Genomic DNA, 16,339 nt, shown 5'->3' on the forward strand with positions numbered 1-16,339 from the left:
TGCCGTTGAGGGTGCTGGTTCTGCGTTGTTTGATCCAGTCGAATGCAAAAGTTTCGAAGCCTAGAGATGGGCCTCCGCTTGATAGATCTCGCCATTGAAGTGCAAAGCGCTGCAGCGTAAAACTCGGTTTTTTAAGCTGCATTCTCCGCTTTTAGCGGCCCAAGCTTTGGGTAAGCCTGTGGCAATTCCATTGGAGTTGAAGGATGCCTCTGCCACGCTTGAGACCGTGCTTTGCCAGGACTCGGCATCTAGGCGGCAGGTTCCAGTGCTGCATGTCAAAGGCGATTCTCCTTGCGTTGTGAAGGTCACGAACGTGAGCTGCCTACGGGAATTTTCGGTGGTGCCTTGACTAATGAGTTGCACCGCTACAACGGATGGACTTCGTCCTTTTAGCTGCAAGGTGATGCAAGGAATGCTGTCTTGCGTGCTGTCGGTATAGGAACACTCCTTGGTATCGGTTTCGTAGCGGCCAATCTTGGGATTCGGATCGGCAGCCCCCCTGATCGGAAAGCTCAGCATGCTGCTCAGCAGGAGGAAGGTGCTGAGGCGCAGAGAGAATGAGCGATCGAGCATCTGTTTAGTAATCGTTGTCGGCTACACAGATGCCCATGCATCGGATGCCGTTGGAGGCAGTCCGACGGCAGTGGGGACAGAGGACCTTTTCAGTTTGGCTAGTTGTGATGCCATCCCCTGTTCCATCTGTGTCATCCCCAGCTGTTTTGCTTGTACTGATGATGGATTCTGCGATCGATGCCATGGCGAGCGCTGCTTTATGGCGATCATGGCGTGCAGAGTGAAAGGCCGGCGTGACGGGAATCGGATTTGGAACTTGGGCCTGGGGCAACCAATTGCTGTGGGGTTACCAACCAGAGCGCGACGATCCCGATCTTGAGGCCACGCTGAGCGCAGCTGTTCAAGGCGGACTGTCGCTTGTAGACACTGCCGATTCCTACGGCACGGGTCGCCTCAATGGGCGTAGCGAACTGTTGCTGGGTCAGTTCCTCCGCGCCATGGATCCTGCTCAGTCCAGGCGGCTCAAGGTGGCCACCAAGCTGGCTCCATTCCCTTGGCGGCTGGGTCGCGGCGGCTTTAAGCGTGCCTTTGATGCCAGTCAAAAGCGGTTGGGAGGGCATTTGGATCGAATCCAATTGCACTGGAGCACGGCTCGGTATGCCCCTTGGCAAGAGTTGCCTCTGCTCGATGGGCTTGGGGACCTCGTGGAGCAAGGGTTGGTGCCAGAACTTGGCTTGTCCAACGTGGGCCCGAAGCGTCTTCGCTTCCTGCATGGGCATCTCTTGACCAGAGGGATCCGCCTTCAGAGCGTTCAAGTTCAGCTTTCTTTGCTCGCACCTGAACCGGTCTTGCGTGGCGAGTTGGTGCAGGTGTGCCAGGAGCTTGGTGTGGAGTTGTTGGCCTATAGCCCCCTAGCCCTAGGGATTTTGGCGATTCCTTCGGGCGTGCAAGGCACCACCTCAACGGTGCTGCGTTCAAGGTTGTTTCAGCGGTTGCTGCCGGCCAGTGAGGATTTGCGTTCTGTGATGGGTGAGATCGCTGCAAAACGAAGCGCCTCGATGGCACAAGTGGCTTTGAATTGGTGCCGGGCCCACGGAGCGTGCCCGATTCCGGGGCTACGGCGCCCAGCCCAAGCTCTCGATGCGGCAGCCGCGTTGAAGTGGTCGCTGAATACAACCGAGAGGCAAGCGTTGGATCAACTCAGTGAACGAACATTGGCGCGCATGCCAGCAAATCCATTTCAGAGTGCCTGATCAGCAGGATCAGGATCTGGACTCACAACCACTGGCAAGGACGATGATTTGCTCTGGAAGGGAATGACCTTTACCGGGGATGCACTGGAACTTTCACTTTCCTCCTGCGCCTTGGATTGTTCACAGGCATTCAAAGCTTCCTGAAGCAGAGAATCGAATGTGGCTCCTGGCAAACGATGTCTGGCAATCTCTAGGAACGTTCTCGGTAGAGACTCACCCGCTGCACTCAGGACAGCAGGGTTCTCACGGCGTTGCTGTTGCTCATCTTCAATCGCGCGTAGGAAGCGATGCGTCACATCGCGTTTGGTACACGCTTTGATCAGGGTGTCTCGGTCGGCAATCGGCTGATCAGCAATCTCTTCAAGTTCAACAATCCTGCGCTCGAGGCTCTCGAGCACTTCGGCAGCTTCTTTCGTGATGTTTGCGAGTTGTCCGTCCGATAGGAAGGGCATGTCTGCAACAAAGACTTTTCCATGATCTTTGAGGGCTAAAAAAGTTGGCCTTGGCCCTTGCCGATGCCCTGATGCACGGTCGTAATTTCCGCCAAGAGGCCTGCGGGGAGGCGTAGGACCAGCAGAAGCTCTTCTACGAGTCGTCCTTTGAATTCTATCGAAAGCCATTTCTAGTTAAAGATTTAACGCTCTTCTTGCGGCTGATGCCGAAGTGCTCTATCAACACTAACGATTTAAACCCTAAAAAGGCTTGAGAGTCCAGCCAGTTTCAGGAGCTGACGTCAACTGTTAGGGATGGAGCGGACCTCATGCTGGGAGTCCCAAGACGGACCCGTCTCCATCGCCGCTTGGTGAGCTTTCGATACGTCCGATGCTCCAGGCCTGAATCCCTTCCGATTCGCATGCTTTCTCAGCCATAGAAACCCCTTCTTCAGGAACGATCAAGCAATATCCAATTCCGAGATTGAAGGTGTGCCAGAGGTCCCGCTCGGGGATGTCGCCGTAGGACTGCAACCAGTTGTAGATCGCCGGACGTGTCCAGCTCGATGGGTCCACGCTTGCCTTTAGGCCCTGTGGAAGGCAACGCGGCAGGTTCTCAGGAAGACCTCCTCCTGTGATGTGGGCCATTCCATGAATGGGCGTTCCTGCGTCGAGCAAGGTTTTCACAAGCCGCCCATAGAGCTGTGTGGGAGTGAGCAAGGTCTCGATCAGAGGTTGTTCACTGGGGCCGAATGTGGTTTCAGCATTGGCACCAGCTTGTGCGAGAACCCTGCGGACCAGGCTGAAGCCATTGCTGTGAATGCCGCTACTGGCAATGCCCAAAATGCGATCGCCCGCTCGGATCTGCCGACCGTCGATCAATTGCTCCTCATCCACAACGGCCACGCAGAAGCCTGCTAAGTCGTAACGCCCTGGTGGATAAAACCCGGGCATTTCAGCGGTTTCGCCACCCAACAAAGCGCAACCACTCACGCGACATCCCTCGGCAATGCCCTCCACCACGGTGGCCATGGCTTCAGGGCTCAGCGCTCCTGTGGCCATGTAGTCGAGGAAAAATAGGGGTTCAGCCCCACTGGTGATCACGTCGTTGACACACATGGCCACGAGGTCGATTCCCACGTTGTGATGACCGCCATGGTCTTGAGCAAGTTCAAGCTTGGTGCCAACACCATCGGTCCCCGAGACCAGTAGAGGTTTCTTTAGGCCTTCGGGAAGGCGCATCAGGCCGCCAAAACCACCGAGTCCGCCCACGACCTCTGGCCGGTGCGTGGCTTCCACGCTCTTGCGGATTCTGTTGACGAAGGCGCGCCCCGCCTCCACATCGACCCCAGCGGTTTTGTAGTCCATTCAAAAATGCTTCACTGCAATGATCCTCCTCTTTCATGGCTCGTGCTGTGCCTGATCTGAGATCGTCCGAGCCATTGATGAGTGTGGCTTTTCTCTGAGATCAGGCTCCCTAATGCGTTATTCGTTCTGTTGTGTTGTGCAGCCCTGTGCGGGTGTGAGATCTCAGGGTTGCGTCAACGATTTCGTCCAAGCGAGATGTCTCAGCGTTCCTGAACAAGATTGAAAAAGGTTTTTAGCTTGCTCAAAGTTTGAAACGAGAGATCGTTCGGACCAGACGACCTTTTCCGCTTTGTTTTCGGGCAAGGGTCGCTCTAAGAAGTCCGAACCATCGACTTGCATGCACCGATCTTTCCCCTTAGCAACGCTCGCCACTGGGCTCTTCGCTACAGGCTTTGCCCTGTTTCCAGTGTTGGCGCGTGATGTACCCACCCTTGATCTCTACGACCCTTTCGAACCCTTGAGCTCGGAGTCCGTTCAGGCCTCTGCTCCAACAGCCCCGGCGGTGGCTCCTCCCCCTGCCGTCGCTCCGCCGAAACCTGTCAAAACGTTGGTTGTTTCCACCTCAACGGGAGAAGCCAGCTGGTATGGACCTGGCTTTTTTGGCAATCGCACCGCCAATGGAGAGGTGTTCAGGCCAGGAACCATGACCGCAGCGCATCGCACGTTGCCTTTTGGAACGAAAGTGAAGGTGACGAATCTCAGAAACGGCAAAGAAACGATCGTACGAATTAATGACAGGGGCCCATTCAGTGGCCATCGCGTCATCGATATCGCCCATGGCGCCGCTCAGCACCTTGGGTTGGTGTCAAGCGGCATTGCTCAAGTGCGCCTCGAGGTGCTCCGCTGAGCATTCAGGTTTGTCAATCCCTGCATGAACTTCAACGTTGGCGTCAATCCTGTGACGCCTTCGTGCATTTTGTCCCAACGATGGGGGGGCTTCATCACGGCCACTCAAGCCTGATTGCGGCGGCCTCCTGCCCAAAGGCAGGTGTGGCAGAGACCTTGGTGAGCGTGTTCGTCAATCCTTTGCAGTTTGGTGCGAATGAGGATTTCGCTCGCTACCCACGAACCTTTGAAGCGGACTGCGAACTGGCGGAGCTATCTGGTGCTTCGGCAATCTGGTGTCCAGACGAGCAGCAGATTTACCCCGGTGGCATAGCTGAAACCTGGCGGATTCAGGCCCCGAACTCATTGCAGTCAGGATTGTGCGGATCCACACGGCCTGGTCACTTCGATGGTGTGGTCACGGTGGTTTGCCGTCTGTTGGCATTGGCCAGGCCGCATCAGTTGTTTTTGGGGGAAAAGGATTGGCAGCAACTCACCATTCTTCGCCGCATGGTGGTGGACTTGGGCTTGGACGTCCGGGTGCGCAGTGTGCCCACCGTGAGGGATGGTGATGGTCTGGCTAGCAGTTCGCGCAACCGCTACCTCAACGCTCAAGAGCGCCAGCAAGGGGTGTTGTTTGCCCAGGTTCTACGCGATGCGAAATCTGCGTTCTTGAGTGGCGGCATGTCGCCGGACCCTGGTCAAGTTCGCCGTCATCTTGAGGAGGGAGGACTCGGAGTGGAATACGTCGACGTTGTTGACCCCTGGCTCTTAAAGCCTTCCCAGCCCCATGAGGCATCCATTAATTTGCTTGCAGCTGCTGTTCGATGCGGCAGCACCCGCCTGATCGATCATGCTTTTTTAATGACGCGTTCTCCCCTCGTTGCGATTGACGGTCCTGCAGGAGCTGGCAAAAGCACGGTGACCAGAGCCTTTGCTGAGCGCCTCGGGCTTGTGTACCTCGACACCGGAGCGATGTATCGGGCCGTGACTTGGTTGGTGCTGGAGCAGGGGGTTGATCCTGCTGATTCTGCGGCTGTGGACGTTGTCTTGAATGGTCTCGAGGTGGAACTTGAGCCGTTACAGCAGGGTGTGCAGGTGGTGCGTGTGAATGGCCACGAGGTCACCGACGCGATTCGTGATCCGCGGGTGACGGCGTCTGTATCAGCGGTCGCGGCCCATGCTTGCGTTCGCGCTGCAATGACTGCCCAGCAAAAGCGAATGGGTGAGGAGGGCGGTCTCGTCGCTGAGGGGAGAGATATTGGCACTGCTGTGTTCCCAGATGCAGAGCTCAAGGTGTTTCTTACGGCAACTCCCAAAGAGCGGGCCCGACGTCGTGCTCTCGATTTGGAAGCCAGAGGACACGAGGTGCCAGCTCTTCCTGAGCTGGAGGCACAGATTCTGGAACGGGATCGTCTTGATAGCACCCGTGAGGTGGCGCCCCTGCTTCAAGCAGACGATGCCATTGAGCTGATCAGCGATGGGATGAGCATCGAGCAGGTGATTGATGCGCTGGAAGATTTGTTCCGTCGTCGTGTGGGCGAAGAGGTCTGGCCCACTCCTGTTTAACGGTTTAGCGCTGAGGGGGCGGAGCTAAGAGGCCGTCAAGAAGCCCTTCACAGGCATCCTCGAGTAAATCGAGCACATGTTCGAAGCCCTGCTCACCTCCGTAATAGGGATCTGGAACCTCAAGCGTGTCTGCCCGACGTGCATGGCTGAGCATCAGGCGAATGTTGGCTGTGCTTCGGGGGCCGAATTCTTTGGCCATGCTGCTCACGTTGCGCAGGTTGTCTTGATCCATGGTGAGGATGTGATCAAAACTCTCTAAGTCGCTGCGTTCAAGTTGGCGAGCACGACTGGGCAGATCAATCCCGCGGCGCTTCGCGGCTGCTTGCATGCGTCGATCGGCTGGATTTCCTACATGCCAGCCCCCTGTCCCAGCGGAATCAACGAGAAACTGGTTCGTGAGTTTTCGTTGCTCGATGAGGTGAAGGAATACGCCTTCAGCGGCGGGTGAACGGCAGATATTGCCGAGACAAACAAATAGCAATTTTGTTGTCATGAGGGATTCACGCGCTGTAAAGCCAACTTTGCCCGCAGGCGCACCACGACCACTTCTTCAGATTCCCCTGCAAGGGTGTTCAGCGTGTGAGTAGCTTGCTCGCTTTGTCTCGCCAGAAGAGCGCTATGGAGGTGGCAAAATTCCAATCCGTAGGCTACGGCGTAGCGCACAACCCACTCTCCATCATCCGCAGCACGATTTAAGGCCTGAATGCAACGCTCTGTCCTGTCAGGCGACGCAACCGATGCCGCACTGATGGCTGCTAAGCCTTTGGCCGCGGCGCGACGCACGCTCGGGGCGATGTCTTGTTGGAGGGCCTGAATCAGAACATCTGTTCCGCGTGAATCCTTGAGTTCAGCCAAGGCGCGAATGGCCCACGCCCTAGCGCCGTAATCATGGGCATTGAGATTGCTGAGGAGGATTGGCACCACATCGGGGCCTAGAGCAATCAGTCCTCCCATCGCCACAGCTCCTACCGCTGGGTTGTTGAAACTGAGGACTTCGATCAGCTTTGGTGCTGCCTTGAGATCCCTCAATGTTGATAGTGATCGGGTGGCTTGGATCAGATCCAGGGTTGTGCGGGCATGATCGAGGTCTCGAATCGCGCTGCAGAGAAGGTCGGAGTTGGTCACAAGAGTGAATCCATGGCATCCAAAACATTGGAATCACCAGATTGTTCGGCCAATCCGCGCAAGGCAACCAATTTGAGGCTGTTTTCAGCGGCTGTGGCCTGAATGGCTGGTAGCGAGGGGAGCCATCCTGTGGCACCTAGATCGAGAAGCGCCCCACGGCGAACAAGCGGGGTTGGATCGTTGAGCAGTTGTTCCAACTGTTGAGCCCATCGTCCGTCTTGGGTGAGCTGCAACATGGCCCGGCAGGCTGCACTACGAATTAAAGCTCGAGCGTGGTTGCAAAAGGGACGAATCACATTCAGCACGTCGGCTCCGTTGCTGCCAATCGATCCAAGCGCTTCAAGAATTGCTTCACAGGGCTCTTGCAACAGTGCTGAGTTCGGACGTTCTTTGCCAGCGACGGTTGGCCCGCTGGCGAGAAGGGAGCAAAGCGCTTCTACGGCGTTGGAGGCTTGCATCGAACCCAGGCTGCGTGCAGCCGCTTCACGAATGCCGTAGTCATTTGATTGCAGGAGGCTTGAAAGGATGTGAGATGTGGAGGTGTCTTGGAGCCAACCAAGAGACCGAATTGCATTGAGTGCAACCCCGCGACGATCTTGATCGAGCGGATGATCCTCCAGTGCTGTCAACGTTTTGAGTAGTAGGGGCACAGTCTGTGGATGTCGACTGCGCATCCTTCCGAGCCACCATGCTGCGTAGTACTGATCGGATAGATCTGATTCTTGTCGCAAATTTCTGATGACTTGCTCCTCACTGAGTGGGGGGGTGTCGTTAGTTGCTGCAGGCGAGCTATTGATTAAGTCCATTGCGAAGGGATTTCTTCATCCCACGTTTTGGTTCGTAGAAAGCGAAACTCGCCCGCGATCGACCCCCAACAGCGTTCATGGGTCAACGGGTCATGCCCTCGGTCGAGAGTTTCTAAAGCATCGCCTTTGAGATGAAAGGTGCTGACTAAAACAGTGTCTTTCCCATCGCGATGCACGATGCATTGGCAACCAGGCTCCATTTCACCGCGGTAGCCACCATCAACCTCTGTGACTTGGTAATGGCATTGATCCATGGAGATCAGATCACTGTCCTGAATTTGCTTGCGACAGTCTGAATTAAACGTGGCATCGGCAAAGCGTTCTGGGTCCAGGAAGGTTTGATTCCAAAGCTTGATCACTCCTGGAGCGCGTTCTTCCGCTCTAATCACGCGTAAGCGGTAAGGATGACTGGGATCCACGGCATAGGTCTGCTCTAACAAAATGGATCCAGGTTTCAGGTGGAGGAGCGGTGTGTAGCGCAGAAAAATGTGAGCGAAAAAAGGCGGGTTTTCGAATGCCTGCTCTTGATTGCTGTATTCACCACATATCTGCTGAAGAAAACGGAGTACGGATGGCGTCATGTTCCGCCTTTAGGGATTGATTGACAATAAAAAAGAGCCCCTAGCTGGGGGCTCTTTGGACCAAAAACTCTTGGATTGATCCAGATCAGATCAGAGCGTTAATGGCGTAATCGATATAGCTGTTGGCCTCGGTACCGGCGTTGCCAGACAGCCCGTGGTTTGCCTTGATGTGCTTGAGGGCTTCCACATACCAGGATGGGGAAAGCTCAAACGTACGGTTGATCTCGTCGAGACCAGCGATCAGGTAATCGTCCATTGGGCCAGTGCCACCAGCTACCAGGCAGTAGGTGATCATGCGCAAGTAATAGCCGATGTCACGGGCGCACTTGGCTTTACCTTCAGGGGTTGTGGAGTAGTTCGAACCCTGCATCTGAGTGGTGTAGGGGAACTTGGTGTAGACGGCTTGCGCAGCACCGTTCACCAGAGAATCAGCCTTGGCGGTGAGTCCTTTGGCAGCCTCGAGACTAGCTTTGGCGCGATTGAAACGGCCAGAAGCAGCCTGAACTTCAGTATTGCTGAGGAAGCGGCCTTGTGAATCGGCTGCTGCTACAGCTTCGGTGAGGGGAGTTTTCATTGTTGAAAAGGGATTAAATCGTCGAGTCAGCTATGCCTGATCAGGCCACTGCAGCAGCAGCACGGTCGAAATAGGTGCCGATTTCACTGGTGAGTGAGGAGCAGTCACCTGAAGAGATGCCGGCTTTGTCGTTGATGATTGCCAGAGCAGCTTCTTTCATCAAGTTGACGCCAGCTGCAACTGAGGCGCCGGGTGTGCCCAAAGCCAAGTAGGTCTCGCGCAGACCATTCAGGCAACGATCATCAAGGACAGATGCGTCACCTGTAAATGCTGAGTAAGTGACGTAGCGGAGGATGATCTCCATGTCGCGAAGGCATGCAGCCATGCGACGGCTGGTGTAGGCATTGCCACCAGGAGCGATCAGTGCAGGCTGCTGAGCAAACAGTTGGCGAGCAGCGTTGGCAACGATTGTGGAAGCGTTGCTGGAAAGACGGCTGACAGAGTCAAGTCGCTTGTCGCTGTCGGAAACCATTGCCGACAGGGCATCGATTTCGCTGGAACTGATGAACTGGCCCCGGGCATCGGCCTGGGCGACAACCTTAGTGAAGGCGTCGAACATGGGAGAACTCCTTGGAACGTCTGGAGGGAAAAGTCTTCAGACCTGGATGAGGACGGCACGGAAGCTGTGCCCATCCCGTCGAGCCCGATTCTGCCTAAAGAGGCTTGTTGTCCTCGACAGCTGTTCATAATGTTTAACTCCCCAGACGGTGGAGCACCTCTGACCAGGCCGTTTTCACCCTTACTCGAGGTCGAATAGCACGCCATGGATGAAGTTCTCGGTCCACTCGGGGCCATGGAAGCGTCCAAGCATTCCGCGGGCTGGATCTTTCTCGGATCGATAGGCGGTGTACTTTCGCTGCCCGCTTAAGAGATTTTGTTCCCTATCCGAGCTCACTGACGTCGCTTCTTTGACGAGATCTATATAGAGGTGGAGGTAGTCGAGATAAGCCGGCATCACAGCCTTCTCAATCAGTGCATCACCTTCATCCCCAAGCGGTAAGCGCGTCCATAGGAAGCAGGGCGAGAAAAAGGGCTGGGCTTCTTCCGGTATTGGGCCTCCATCGGGGAGCTCTTGTCTCCAGCGCTCAAAGAGGGGAGTCAGCCTTGCCCAGACGTGTTCAGTGTGGCTCGCGTCCGATTTGAGTGCTGGTTGAAGATCGAGGGCGATGAGGTGTCCGTTTGGGAGCGTGACTAAATCGGCGCCAAAAAAAGGAAGGTCGTAGCTCGTTCTGGGATTCATCACCAGGTTGAGAACAGATGCGGCTGAACCGGCCTCTACGCATGCGGCTCTGACTTGTCGAAGCTTTTCAGTGCTGCAACCCCATGTCTCTGTGGTCGCACTGAAGGGCTTTTTTGCTGAGCCACCGGTGTTGTGCCTGTGCAAATAGGTCTTTTCAATCGGATAGGCCACGGGCTGCATCGGCAGCAGTTGCTCGATGGCCTGATCGAGAAACGGTGCCCAACGCCATCCTTCTAATTGAACGGGGTCGAGGCTGGATTGGCGTGAATCGCTCATAACGCAGCAGGGAAAAGAAAGGTATGCAGGAATTTGTCTGACCAGGCTTTCCCGAAATGGCTGGTAAACAAACCGTGAGCAGGATCGCGTTCTGCGCTGTAGACGTCGTATGCAATCTGAAGTCTGTCGACTTCGTCTGGAGGCAGCTGCGATGGAACAGCTTTGGCTGTGTCATGTAGGTCCCAGAAACATTTCATGAATTCGTTAAAAGCTGTGGGAAGTGATTCGTGGGCTTGCTCAGCTCCTCCCCTGCAGAACAACAGCCATGGAGAAAAATACTGATGGGGGTCAAAAGAGCGCATCGTTTCTTCTCCATTCAGTTCAGGGAAGCGTTCGTTGAGTGCTTTCAGGCCTGAAAAGTGACGTTTCAGATAACCCTCGTCTTGGATCAAGGGCTGAAAGTCGAGAACGGCTACCAATTTTTGACGGGCGCCAAACCACAGCAGATCAATTCCAAGAATTGGATGATCGAGGTCATGGGAGGGATAAGCCACGGAATTGAGAACCTGCAAACTCTCTCCGGCATCGAGACGTGTGACCCGCCAACGGCGAAAGCCTGGAACGTCCCATAACCAGCTGCGAATCGTGCTTGCGTTGCGCTCAGATCGCTGCAATTCAAATTCAGGAGAGATGGTTTGCACCTGGCCTCCCCTCGCTTTGATGTCTTGATGCAGAGTTTCGAGAAAGGGGTCGAACATGTCAGATCTCTCGTTCTGCGGTGTGCCTGGCAAGGGCCAGGATGTCAGCGTCGCTTGGGCAACGACGCTCTGTGCAGTAAGTCGTCATGGTGACGCCGTCCAGGTTTTGTACCGAGCTCACGCGCATGCGCAGCTGGTCGGTTACGAACCAGCAGCGTTCAATACCCACGCTGGTGTCGTATCGGGTCGTGATCGTGAGCACTCCATCTTCAGCAAAGCAGTAAGAGCTCAGAACCGCTTGTTTTTCAACGTACCCCTTGTCACGCACGAGGAACCCTGTGGCTGAATTTTCCGGGTTCACAACATTCACGAGTGCTGCTGCACGATCGTCACTGCGATCGCTCAGTTTGAGATTGCTTTCCCACCAAAAGCGCGCACCTCCGCAGCCTCGTGATGGGTCCACAGCCAGGGCTGCACAGATCGCTGCCACGCTCTCGTCATTGGGGCCGAAGGGCTCAATGATGAGGTTTGAATCTCCATCTTCATCGTCTTGATGGTCTTGGTGATGGACCACGCGACGAATCATCCAGATACCGGCGCTGGCCTCAAGGAACGCCGTCATCGTCATGGGTGATTCAAATCCTGGAGTTTGAAGAGATGCTCCGGCAGAACCCATGACCTCTAATGATGAGTCGCTCACTGTCATAGGGCCATTCGACTGAAAGGTAGGGACTGTCTCTGTTAATTGGAGGCTTTCACCGTTCGAACTTGTTCTTCGAGTTGATGGAGGATCTGGGTCAGACGTTGAAGCTCTGGGTGCTCCGCAATGGAGGCATCGATGCGCTTTTGCGGCAATTTGAGCTTTTGCCCCATGCCAATAACATCTTTGCGAAGACGCTCCATGTAGGCCGTTAGCTCTTCTATCGACTCCTGAAGTTCGCTCAAAGATGATTCAGCCATCGACAGTCAAAGGTTTTAAAAAGGCTAATAGAGGGGTTTGCTTGGAAAACCGCTGGCGCTAGTGGTTCAAATCTGAAGCAAATGTTAAATACTGGCCCTCCCTGCGCTGGTTGAGCAGAATTTTGGACTTCTCTCGGTCATGTAACCCTTTCCAGGACAAGCTCTTTCAGTGATCAGTTCAAAACGGTGACGAACCTTTGCGTGATCTGCTCAAAATGCACGGCCCCCCAGTTTGCGCCCCTTAAGTTTATTGAGCTTTCGACCACGAAACGGATACGTCAGGTTCTCTTGACCCCTTATCAAGTCTTAGGCCTCAAGCTCCCTTAGTCCGGCTCCCAATGCTCGACGCATTCTCCCGCTCAGTTTTGAGCGCTGACGCCAAAACCGCTCCTGTTGGTTCTGGCGACATCGCTGCTCTCCGTTCGTACGTTGCCGCAGGCAACAAGCGACTGGACGCTGTCAACGCAATTACATCTAATGCTTCCTGCATCGTTTCCGATGCAGTGACAGGCATGATTTGTGAGAACACAGGTCTGATCCAGGCCGGTGGTAACTGCTATCCCACCCGACGCATGGCTGCTTGCCTGCGTGATGGTGAGATTGTTCTCCGTTACATCTCCTACGCATTGCTCGCCGGTGACGCATCTGTCCTTGACGATCGTTGCCTGAATGGTCTTAAAGAGACCTACATCGCTCTTGGTGTGCCTGCACAGTCCGCAGGCCGTGCTGTTGCCATCATGAAGGCTTCAGCGACTGCGCACATCGGCGAGACCAACACCCCCGCACTGGGTGGAACCAAGTTCCGCAAGATGGAAACCATTCAGGGCGACTGCTCTGCTCTGGTTGCTGAGGCTGCCTCTTACTTCGATCGCGTGATCAGCGCCATCAGCTGAGTCATCCGGTTTTTCTCTTCTCAACGCAAACCTCCATCTAAAGGATCTCAACGATGAAATCCGTCGTCACGACCGTTGTGACTGCTGCTGATGCAGCAGGTCGCTTCCCTTCACAGAACGACCTCGAAGCCGTTCAAGGCAACATCCAACGTGCTGCTGCCCGTCTCGAAGCTGCTGAAAAGCTGGCTTCTGGTCTCGATGCAGTCACCAAAGAAGCTGGTGATGCTTGCTTCAACAAGTATCCCTACCTCAAGCAGCCCGGTGAGGCTGGTGAGAACCAGACCAAGGTGGACAAGTGCTACCGCGATCTGGGCCACTACATGCGCCTGATCAACTACTGCCTGATTGTTGGTGGTACAGGCCCTCTCGATGAGTGGGGCATCGCTGGTGCTCGCGAGGTTTATCGCGGCTTAGGCCTGCCAACTTCTGCTTACGTGGAAGCTCTCACCTACACCCGTGACCGCGCTTGTGCACCTCGTGACATGAGCCCCCAGGCTCTGAACGAGTTCAAGTCCTACCTTGATTACACCATCAACGCTCTTTCCTGAAGACGTTGATTTAGGTCCTTAAACGGAACGAAAGGAGGCCAATTGGCCTCCTTTTTTATGCCACTTCCCAAGCTAGCGATGAAGTGGATTGGTTTTCTAGTAGATTTATATGGACGATTTGATGGGTTTCAATCGTCTTTCATTGCTTTGATTTCATGGCTTCTTCGAATGACCAGCGTCGTGAATTGGATGATCTCTTCGCTGATCTAGCCCATCCCAATCCGAGGATTCAGCAAGAGGCTTATACAGCAATGGTTGATGATTGGCCGGAAGAATCTGTTCCACGCTTGTTGTCTTTACTCGATCAACCAGATGTTTCTTTGCGCCGCGCCGCGGTGCGAGGTTTAGGTGCTTTTGGAGTGTCGACTCTGCACCCCCTAGCTGACTTGTTTGCTCAGAGCACCGATGCAACGGTGCGGGCAAGTTGTGTGAAAGCCTATGCTCAGATCGCTTCAAACTATCCAGAGCAAGACTTTAGCTCCGAGGCGATGTCTCTCTTAGAAGTTGCTCTCGATGATGCCTCGCCAGTTGTTTCTCAGTCTGCCGTGATGGCATTGGGCCAAGTGGGCAAGCAAGCACTTCCTCTTTTGATTCGCATTTGTAAGGGTGGCAATATTGCTCATATTCAGTCTGCAGCCATGGCCCTCGCAGAAATTCCAGATCCTGCGGCAGAACAGTGCTTAAGAGACATTTTGGCTGACCCTGAAACAGATCCACTCTCGCGTGAGACTGTCGATGCTTCTTTAAGTCGGATGATCGGCTAACGCTAATGCCATAGAAGCTGATGGCCAAGGCTTTGACATCGATCAATCTTATTCGTCACGAGATAATTGATTGATCGCAAGGTTGAAGATGGTAATCACGCTGCTGTCTTGTTCGTTCTGAAGATCAGTGCGCAGTTTTGAGATAACTTGCGGGTCACCAAGTTTCATCAATGAAAGCGCTGCATTTTTCCGTACTTGGGGGTGTTGATCGCTCAACATTGGTAGTAGGAGTGGGGCTCCCCAGTTTGTGTCATGAAGCTTCCCTAGCAATGTGGTTGCCTCGGCTCGAACCTCTTCTTCTGGATCATTCAGTGCATTTTGCAGAAGTTCACGGGCGTCAAGATCGTCAAGTTGTTGGATCTGATCACCCAGTGCTGCAATGGCGGCTGTTCTCACTTGTGCATGTTCTGAACAGGCTGCTTTGCGCAGGGCTTCTGGTGCTTTTGCTCCCACAAAAGACAACCCCCAACTAGCTAGTCCTATTTGCATTTGACTGCTTTTAGGGTTGATGAGCACATCAAGAAGGCCATCAACGGACGCTGCACCAATGCATGCCATAGCGCCTACGGCAGACCCTTGGACGACAGGATCTGGATCCTCCAAGAGAGCTTCAAGGAGATCGGGTAGTGCTTTCACGTCATTAATTAACGTCAGCGTTTTGGCAGCAGCTCGACGAACCGTGACGTTCTCGTGCCGTCGCATCGCAATGCAAAGTGAGGGTACGGCAGCGCTGCCGATCGCACCCAAACTTTCCGCAAAAGTAAGTCGTAATAAGCCACGTTTATCACCTAATCCAGCCACCATCTTTTCAATGGCATCACTGTCGCCTGCAGGTATTTCTCCTTGGCGCAACTGTTGCTTAAGTCCTTCGGCAAGCTGCGCTGCTTCTTCTCCACTCAGTTGAATCGGATCAGAGCTATTGGGCTGAGCTGAAGGGTGTGACACTGGATGATGAACGCGATAATCCATTATCGACCTCGTTCGATCGCTATGGTCATGAAAGCAACGAGACTTGTGTGACTAGCTACGTTCTTTCTCATAATCTTCAAGTTCAGGATTCTTCTGTTCCTGCCCTTAGCTTCGAGGAGCTTGCTACTGCTTTGAAGAATGAAGACGCCTCCTTCACCTCAGTAGAAGCGCTGACACATCCTCATTGGAAGTTGAAAATCGAATCTTCTCTCAATCCTGAGACGTTTGCGGATCGTCTCACTTCGTCATGGCGTGCTGTTCGAAAAAATATGAGTCACGGTACCTACCATGCTGTGATGGCGTTGGGCGGCCGCAAAGACAGCCCCGGCAACCCCGGTGCCCCCCTTCAGGAAGGAGGCTGGGGGGTTGATGTTGTTGAGACCACCGATCCTGAAGCATTTTTGATCGCAATCAATTGGAGTGGATTGATCTCAGGGCGTCCAGCCGATGGTGTTGTCCAGGTCATTGATCAGTAGTTAGTTGTTTACTGGCGGCGCTTACGACCAGCTCGCTTTCTGGACTTCTCAGAATTGTCTTCTTTTGATGAAGCCACTTTGGGGGGAGTCTTTCCCATATGCCCTGATCCTGATGATGCGGCGAAGCCCATGTCGATTGATTCGATTGCAATCCCTTTGCTATGCATCGCCTGGATGGTCCTGGCAAGATGCTGGAGAGGGATTCTGATGACCTGTTGAGAGGAAAGACGAGAGCCCTGCTCAATCGTGGTTTTTATTAAGACAGAAGAAGCCTGTGTAGGGCCCATGCTTGCTAATCGAACCTTTACCTAGTCTCTCGCAGTTTTTTCGTTTGGCGAGAGTTGCTTAATTTTCGTTAGAGATTGATTTTGCCCATTGCTTGTCTCAGCATCCTTCAGACTTAGTAGATCAAGACCCAAAGGTGGCGACAGCGATGAGCGGTGCTTTCGACAACATCCATCCAGGGCTGACGCAGCCTGAAGCAATTCGACTGCTGTTAACGCCAATCGATCAGTTGGAGTCGCAGAGCG

At 54.2% G+C, this 16,339-nt stretch carries 22 protein-coding genes; 7 read left to right on the plus strand and 15 right to left on the minus strand.

Annotated elements, in window-relative coordinates; all coding sequences use genetic code 11:
* Positions 1-60 precede the first annotated feature (60 nt).
* Together SynSYN20_RS02580 and SynSYN20_RS02585 are read right to left on the minus strand one after the other, a co-directional pair.
* Positions 61-573 carry a hypothetical protein gene (locus tag SynSYN20_RS02580; protein WP_186524615.1) on the minus strand — a complete coding sequence of 171 codons (513 nt, stop codon included), beginning with the start codon at positions 571-573 and terminating at the stop codon, positions 61-63.
* Positions 574-577: 4 nt separating this feature from the next.
* On the minus strand, positions 578-844 hold the full coding sequence (locus SynSYN20_RS02585) for a hypothetical protein (protein ID WP_186525746.1): 267 nt from the start codon (positions 842-844) through the stop codon (positions 578-580).
* Here SynSYN20_RS02585 and SynSYN20_RS02590 point away from each other — a divergent pair.
* Entirely contained in the window at positions 807-1,766 is a 960-nt protein-coding gene (locus tag SynSYN20_RS02590; protein ID WP_186524616.1) for an aldo/keto reductase, read from the plus strand. The genes SynSYN20_RS02585 and SynSYN20_RS02590 overlap by 38 nt on opposite strands.
* On the opposite strand, the gene SynSYN20_RS02595 is transcribed toward SynSYN20_RS02590, so the two are convergent.
* Together SynSYN20_RS02595 and purM are read right to left on the minus strand one after the other, a co-directional pair.
* Positions 1,754-2,386 carry a histidine phosphotransferase gene (locus SynSYN20_RS02595; protein WP_186524617.1) on the minus strand — a complete coding sequence of 211 codons (633 nt, stop codon included), beginning with the start codon at positions 2,384-2,386 and terminating at the stop codon, positions 1,754-1,756. The genes SynSYN20_RS02590 and SynSYN20_RS02595 overlap by 13 nt on opposite strands.
* 138 nt (positions 2,387-2,524) lie before the next feature.
* On the minus strand, positions 2,525-3,565 hold the full coding sequence (purM, locus tag SynSYN20_RS02600; protein WP_186524618.1) for a phosphoribosylformylglycinamidine cyclo-ligase: 1,041 nt from the start codon (positions 3,563-3,565) through the stop codon (positions 2,525-2,527).
* Between the two features lie 337 nt (positions 3,566-3,902).
* Here purM and SynSYN20_RS02605 point away from each other — a divergent pair, with 337 nt between their 5' ends.
* Together SynSYN20_RS02605 and SynSYN20_RS02610 are read left to right on the plus strand one after the other, a co-directional pair.
* Entirely contained in the window at positions 3,903-4,412 is a 510-nt protein-coding gene (locus SynSYN20_RS02605; protein WP_186524619.1) for a septal ring lytic transglycosylase RlpA family protein, read from the plus strand.
* 62 nt (positions 4,413-4,474) lie between these two features.
* Positions 4,475-5,959 (plus strand): bifunctional pantoate--beta-alanine ligase/(d)CMP kinase, encoded by a 1,485-nt coding sequence (locus SynSYN20_RS02610; RefSeq protein WP_370586696.1) that lies wholly within the window; start codon positions 4,475-4,477, stop codon positions 5,957-5,959.
* A gap of 4 nt (positions 5,960-5,963) precedes the next feature.
* Here the strand turns inward: SynSYN20_RS02610 and SynSYN20_RS02615 are convergent, their stop codons facing one another.
* The 10 genes from SynSYN20_RS02615 to SynSYN20_RS02660 all read right to left on the minus strand — a co-directional run bounded on the left by SynSYN20_RS02615 (position 5,964) and on the right by SynSYN20_RS02660 (position 12,159).
* Positions 5,964-6,452: a low molecular weight protein-tyrosine-phosphatase gene (locus SynSYN20_RS02615; protein WP_186524620.1), complete on the minus strand. Its 489-nt coding sequence runs from the start codon at positions 6,450-6,452 to the stop codon at positions 5,964-5,966.
* A complete protein-coding gene (locus SynSYN20_RS02620) occupies positions 6,449-7,084 on the minus strand; it encodes a HEAT repeat domain-containing protein (protein ID WP_186524621.1) in 636 nt (211 codons plus the stop codon). The genes SynSYN20_RS02615 and SynSYN20_RS02620 overlap by 4 nt, the downstream gene beginning before the upstream one ends.
* Entirely contained in the window at positions 7,081-7,890 is an 810-nt protein-coding gene (locus tag SynSYN20_RS02625) for a HEAT repeat domain-containing protein (RefSeq protein WP_186524622.1), read from the minus strand. Before SynSYN20_RS02625 ends, SynSYN20_RS02620 begins: the two co-directional genes overlap by 4 nt.
* Positions 7,881-8,471, minus strand: coding sequence for a chromophore lyase CpcT/CpeT (locus SynSYN20_RS02630; protein ID WP_186524623.1), 591 nt, complete (start codon positions 8,469-8,471; stop codon positions 7,881-7,883). The genes SynSYN20_RS02625 and SynSYN20_RS02630 overlap by 10 nt, the downstream gene beginning before the upstream one ends.
* An 85-nt stretch (positions 8,472-8,556) precedes the next feature.
* A complete protein-coding gene (gene cpcA, locus SynSYN20_RS02635) occupies positions 8,557-9,045 on the minus strand; it encodes a phycocyanin subunit alpha (protein ID WP_186524624.1) in 489 nt (162 codons plus the stop codon).
* Positions 9,046-9,085: 40 nt separating this feature from the next.
* The gene (locus SynSYN20_RS02640; RefSeq protein WP_186524625.1) at positions 9,086-9,604 is read right to left on the minus strand and encodes a phycocyanin subunit beta; all 519 of its coding nucleotides are present in this window, start codon (positions 9,602-9,604) and stop codon (positions 9,086-9,088) included.
* A gap of 180 nt (positions 9,605-9,784) precedes the next feature.
* Positions 9,785-10,561 (minus strand): phycoerythrobilin:ferredoxin oxidoreductase, encoded by a 777-nt coding sequence (locus SynSYN20_RS02645; protein WP_186524626.1) that lies wholly within the window; start codon positions 10,559-10,561, stop codon positions 9,785-9,787.
* Complete coding sequence (locus tag SynSYN20_RS02650; RefSeq protein WP_186524627.1) at positions 10,558-11,259, minus strand: 15,16-dihydrobiliverdin:ferredoxin oxidoreductase; 702 nt, start codon at positions 11,257-11,259, stop codon at positions 10,558-10,560. Before SynSYN20_RS02650 ends, SynSYN20_RS02645 begins: the two co-directional genes overlap by 4 nt.
* Before the next feature lies 1 nt (position 11,260).
* Entirely contained in the window at positions 11,261-11,821 is a 561-nt protein-coding gene (locus SynSYN20_RS02655; RefSeq protein WP_186525396.1) for a phycobiliprotein lyase, read from the minus strand.
* Positions 11,822-11,940: 119 nt separating this feature from the next.
* Positions 11,941-12,159: a hypothetical protein gene (locus tag SynSYN20_RS02660; protein ID WP_006854880.1), complete on the minus strand. Its 219-nt coding sequence runs from the start codon at positions 12,157-12,159 to the stop codon at positions 11,941-11,943.
* 338 nt (positions 12,160-12,497) lie between these two features.
* Here SynSYN20_RS02660 and cpeB point away from each other — a divergent pair, with 338 nt between their 5' ends.
* The 3 genes from cpeB to SynSYN20_RS02675 all read left to right on the plus strand — a co-directional run bounded on the left by cpeB (position 12,498) and on the right by SynSYN20_RS02675 (position 14,364).
* Positions 12,498-13,052 carry a class 1 C-phycoerythrin subunit beta gene (gene cpeB / locus SynSYN20_RS02665; protein WP_115070741.1) on the plus strand — a complete coding sequence of 185 codons (555 nt, stop codon included), beginning with the start codon at positions 12,498-12,500 and terminating at the stop codon, positions 13,050-13,052.
* 53 nt (positions 13,053-13,105) lie between these two features.
* Positions 13,106-13,600 carry a class 1 C-phycoerythrin subunit alpha gene (cpeA, locus tag SynSYN20_RS02670; protein ID WP_006854882.1) on the plus strand — a complete coding sequence of 165 codons (495 nt, stop codon included), beginning with the start codon at positions 13,106-13,108 and terminating at the stop codon, positions 13,598-13,600.
* Positions 13,601-13,755: 155 nt separating this feature from the next.
* Entirely contained in the window at positions 13,756-14,364 is a 609-nt protein-coding gene (locus tag SynSYN20_RS02675; protein WP_186524628.1) for a HEAT repeat domain-containing protein, read from the plus strand.
* A 48-nt stretch (positions 14,365-14,412) separates the two neighbouring features.
* On the opposite strand, the gene SynSYN20_RS02680 is transcribed toward SynSYN20_RS02675, so the two are convergent.
* Positions 14,413-15,333, minus strand: a complete 921-nt coding sequence (locus SynSYN20_RS02680) for a HEAT repeat domain-containing protein (protein WP_186524629.1) — start codon at positions 15,331-15,333, stop codon at positions 14,413-14,415.
* Here SynSYN20_RS02680 and SynSYN20_RS02685 point away from each other — a divergent pair.
* Positions 15,303-15,809 carry a DUF2656 family protein gene (locus tag SynSYN20_RS02685; protein WP_370586697.1) on the plus strand — a complete coding sequence of 169 codons (507 nt, stop codon included), beginning with the start codon at positions 15,303-15,305 and terminating at the stop codon, positions 15,807-15,809. The two genes, SynSYN20_RS02680 and SynSYN20_RS02685, sit on opposite strands and share 31 nt — an antisense overlap.
* Positions 15,810-16,339 lie beyond the last annotated feature (530 nt).

Source organism: Synechococcus sp. SYN20 (genome assembly GCF_014279555.1).
Classification (GTDB): Bacteria; Cyanobacteriota; Cyanobacteriia; order PCC-6307; family Cyanobiaceae; genus Synechococcus_C.

Bases quoted from the DNA above. Each gene is read 5' to 3' on its own strand.
- SynSYN20_RS02655 (WP_186525396.1), bottom strand. From the start codon at position 11,821: ATGACGGCGTTCCTTGAGGCCAGCGCCGGTATCTGGATGATTCGTCGC.
- purM (WP_186524618.1), bottom strand. From the start codon at position 3,565: ATGGACTACAAAACCGCTGGGGTCGATGTGGAGGCGGGGCGCGCCTTC.
- SynSYN20_RS02645 (WP_186524626.1), bottom strand. From the start codon at position 10,561: ATGAGCGATTCACGCCAATCCAGCCTCGACCCCGTTCAATTAGAAGGA.
- SynSYN20_RS02595 (WP_186524617.1), bottom strand. From the start codon at position 2,386: ATGGCTTTCGATAGAATTCAAAGGACGACTCGTAGAAGAGCTTCTGCT.
- cpcA (WP_186524624.1), bottom strand. From the start codon at position 9,045: ATGAAAACTCCCCTCACCGAAGCTGTAGCAGCAGCCGATTCACAAGGC.
- SynSYN20_RS02630 (WP_186524623.1), bottom strand. From the start codon at position 8,471: ATGACGCCATCCGTACTCCGTTTTCTTCAGCAGATATGTGGTGAATAC.
- SynSYN20_RS02580 (WP_186524615.1), bottom strand. From the start codon at position 573: ATGCTCGATCGCTCATTCTCTCTGCGCCTCAGCACCTTCCTCCTGCTG.
- SynSYN20_RS02615 (WP_186524620.1), bottom strand. From the start codon at position 6,452: ATGACAACAAAATTGCTATTTGTTTGTCTCGGCAATATCTGCCGTTCA.
- SynSYN20_RS02675 (WP_186524628.1), top strand. From the start codon at position 13,756: ATGGCTTCTTCGAATGACCAGCGTCGTGAATTGGATGATCTCTTCGCT.
- SynSYN20_RS02605 (WP_186524619.1), top strand. From the start codon at position 3,903: ATGCACCGATCTTTCCCCTTAGCAACGCTCGCCACTGGGCTCTTCGCT.
- SynSYN20_RS02625 (WP_186524622.1), bottom strand. From the start codon at position 7,890: ATGGACTTAATCAATAGCTCGCCTGCAGCAACTAACGACACCCCCCCA.
- SynSYN20_RS02660 (WP_006854880.1), bottom strand. From the start codon at position 12,159: ATGGCTGAATCATCTTTGAGCGAACTTCAGGAGTCGATAGAAGAGCTA.
- cpeA (WP_006854882.1), top strand. From the start codon at position 13,106: ATGAAATCCGTCGTCACGACCGTTGTGACTGCTGCTGATGCAGCAGGT.
- SynSYN20_RS02650 (WP_186524627.1), bottom strand. From the start codon at position 11,259: ATGTTCGACCCCTTTCTCGAAACTCTGCATCAAGACATCAAAGCGAGG.
- SynSYN20_RS02680 (WP_186524629.1), bottom strand. From the start codon at position 15,333: ATGGATTATCGCGTTCATCATCCAGTGTCACACCCTTCAGCTCAGCCC.
- cpeB (WP_115070741.1), top strand. From the start codon at position 12,498: ATGCTCGACGCATTCTCCCGCTCAGTTTTGAGCGCTGACGCCAAAACC.
- SynSYN20_RS02640 (WP_186524625.1), bottom strand. From the start codon at position 9,604: ATGTTCGACGCCTTCACTAAGGTTGTCGCCCAGGCCGATGCCCGGGGC.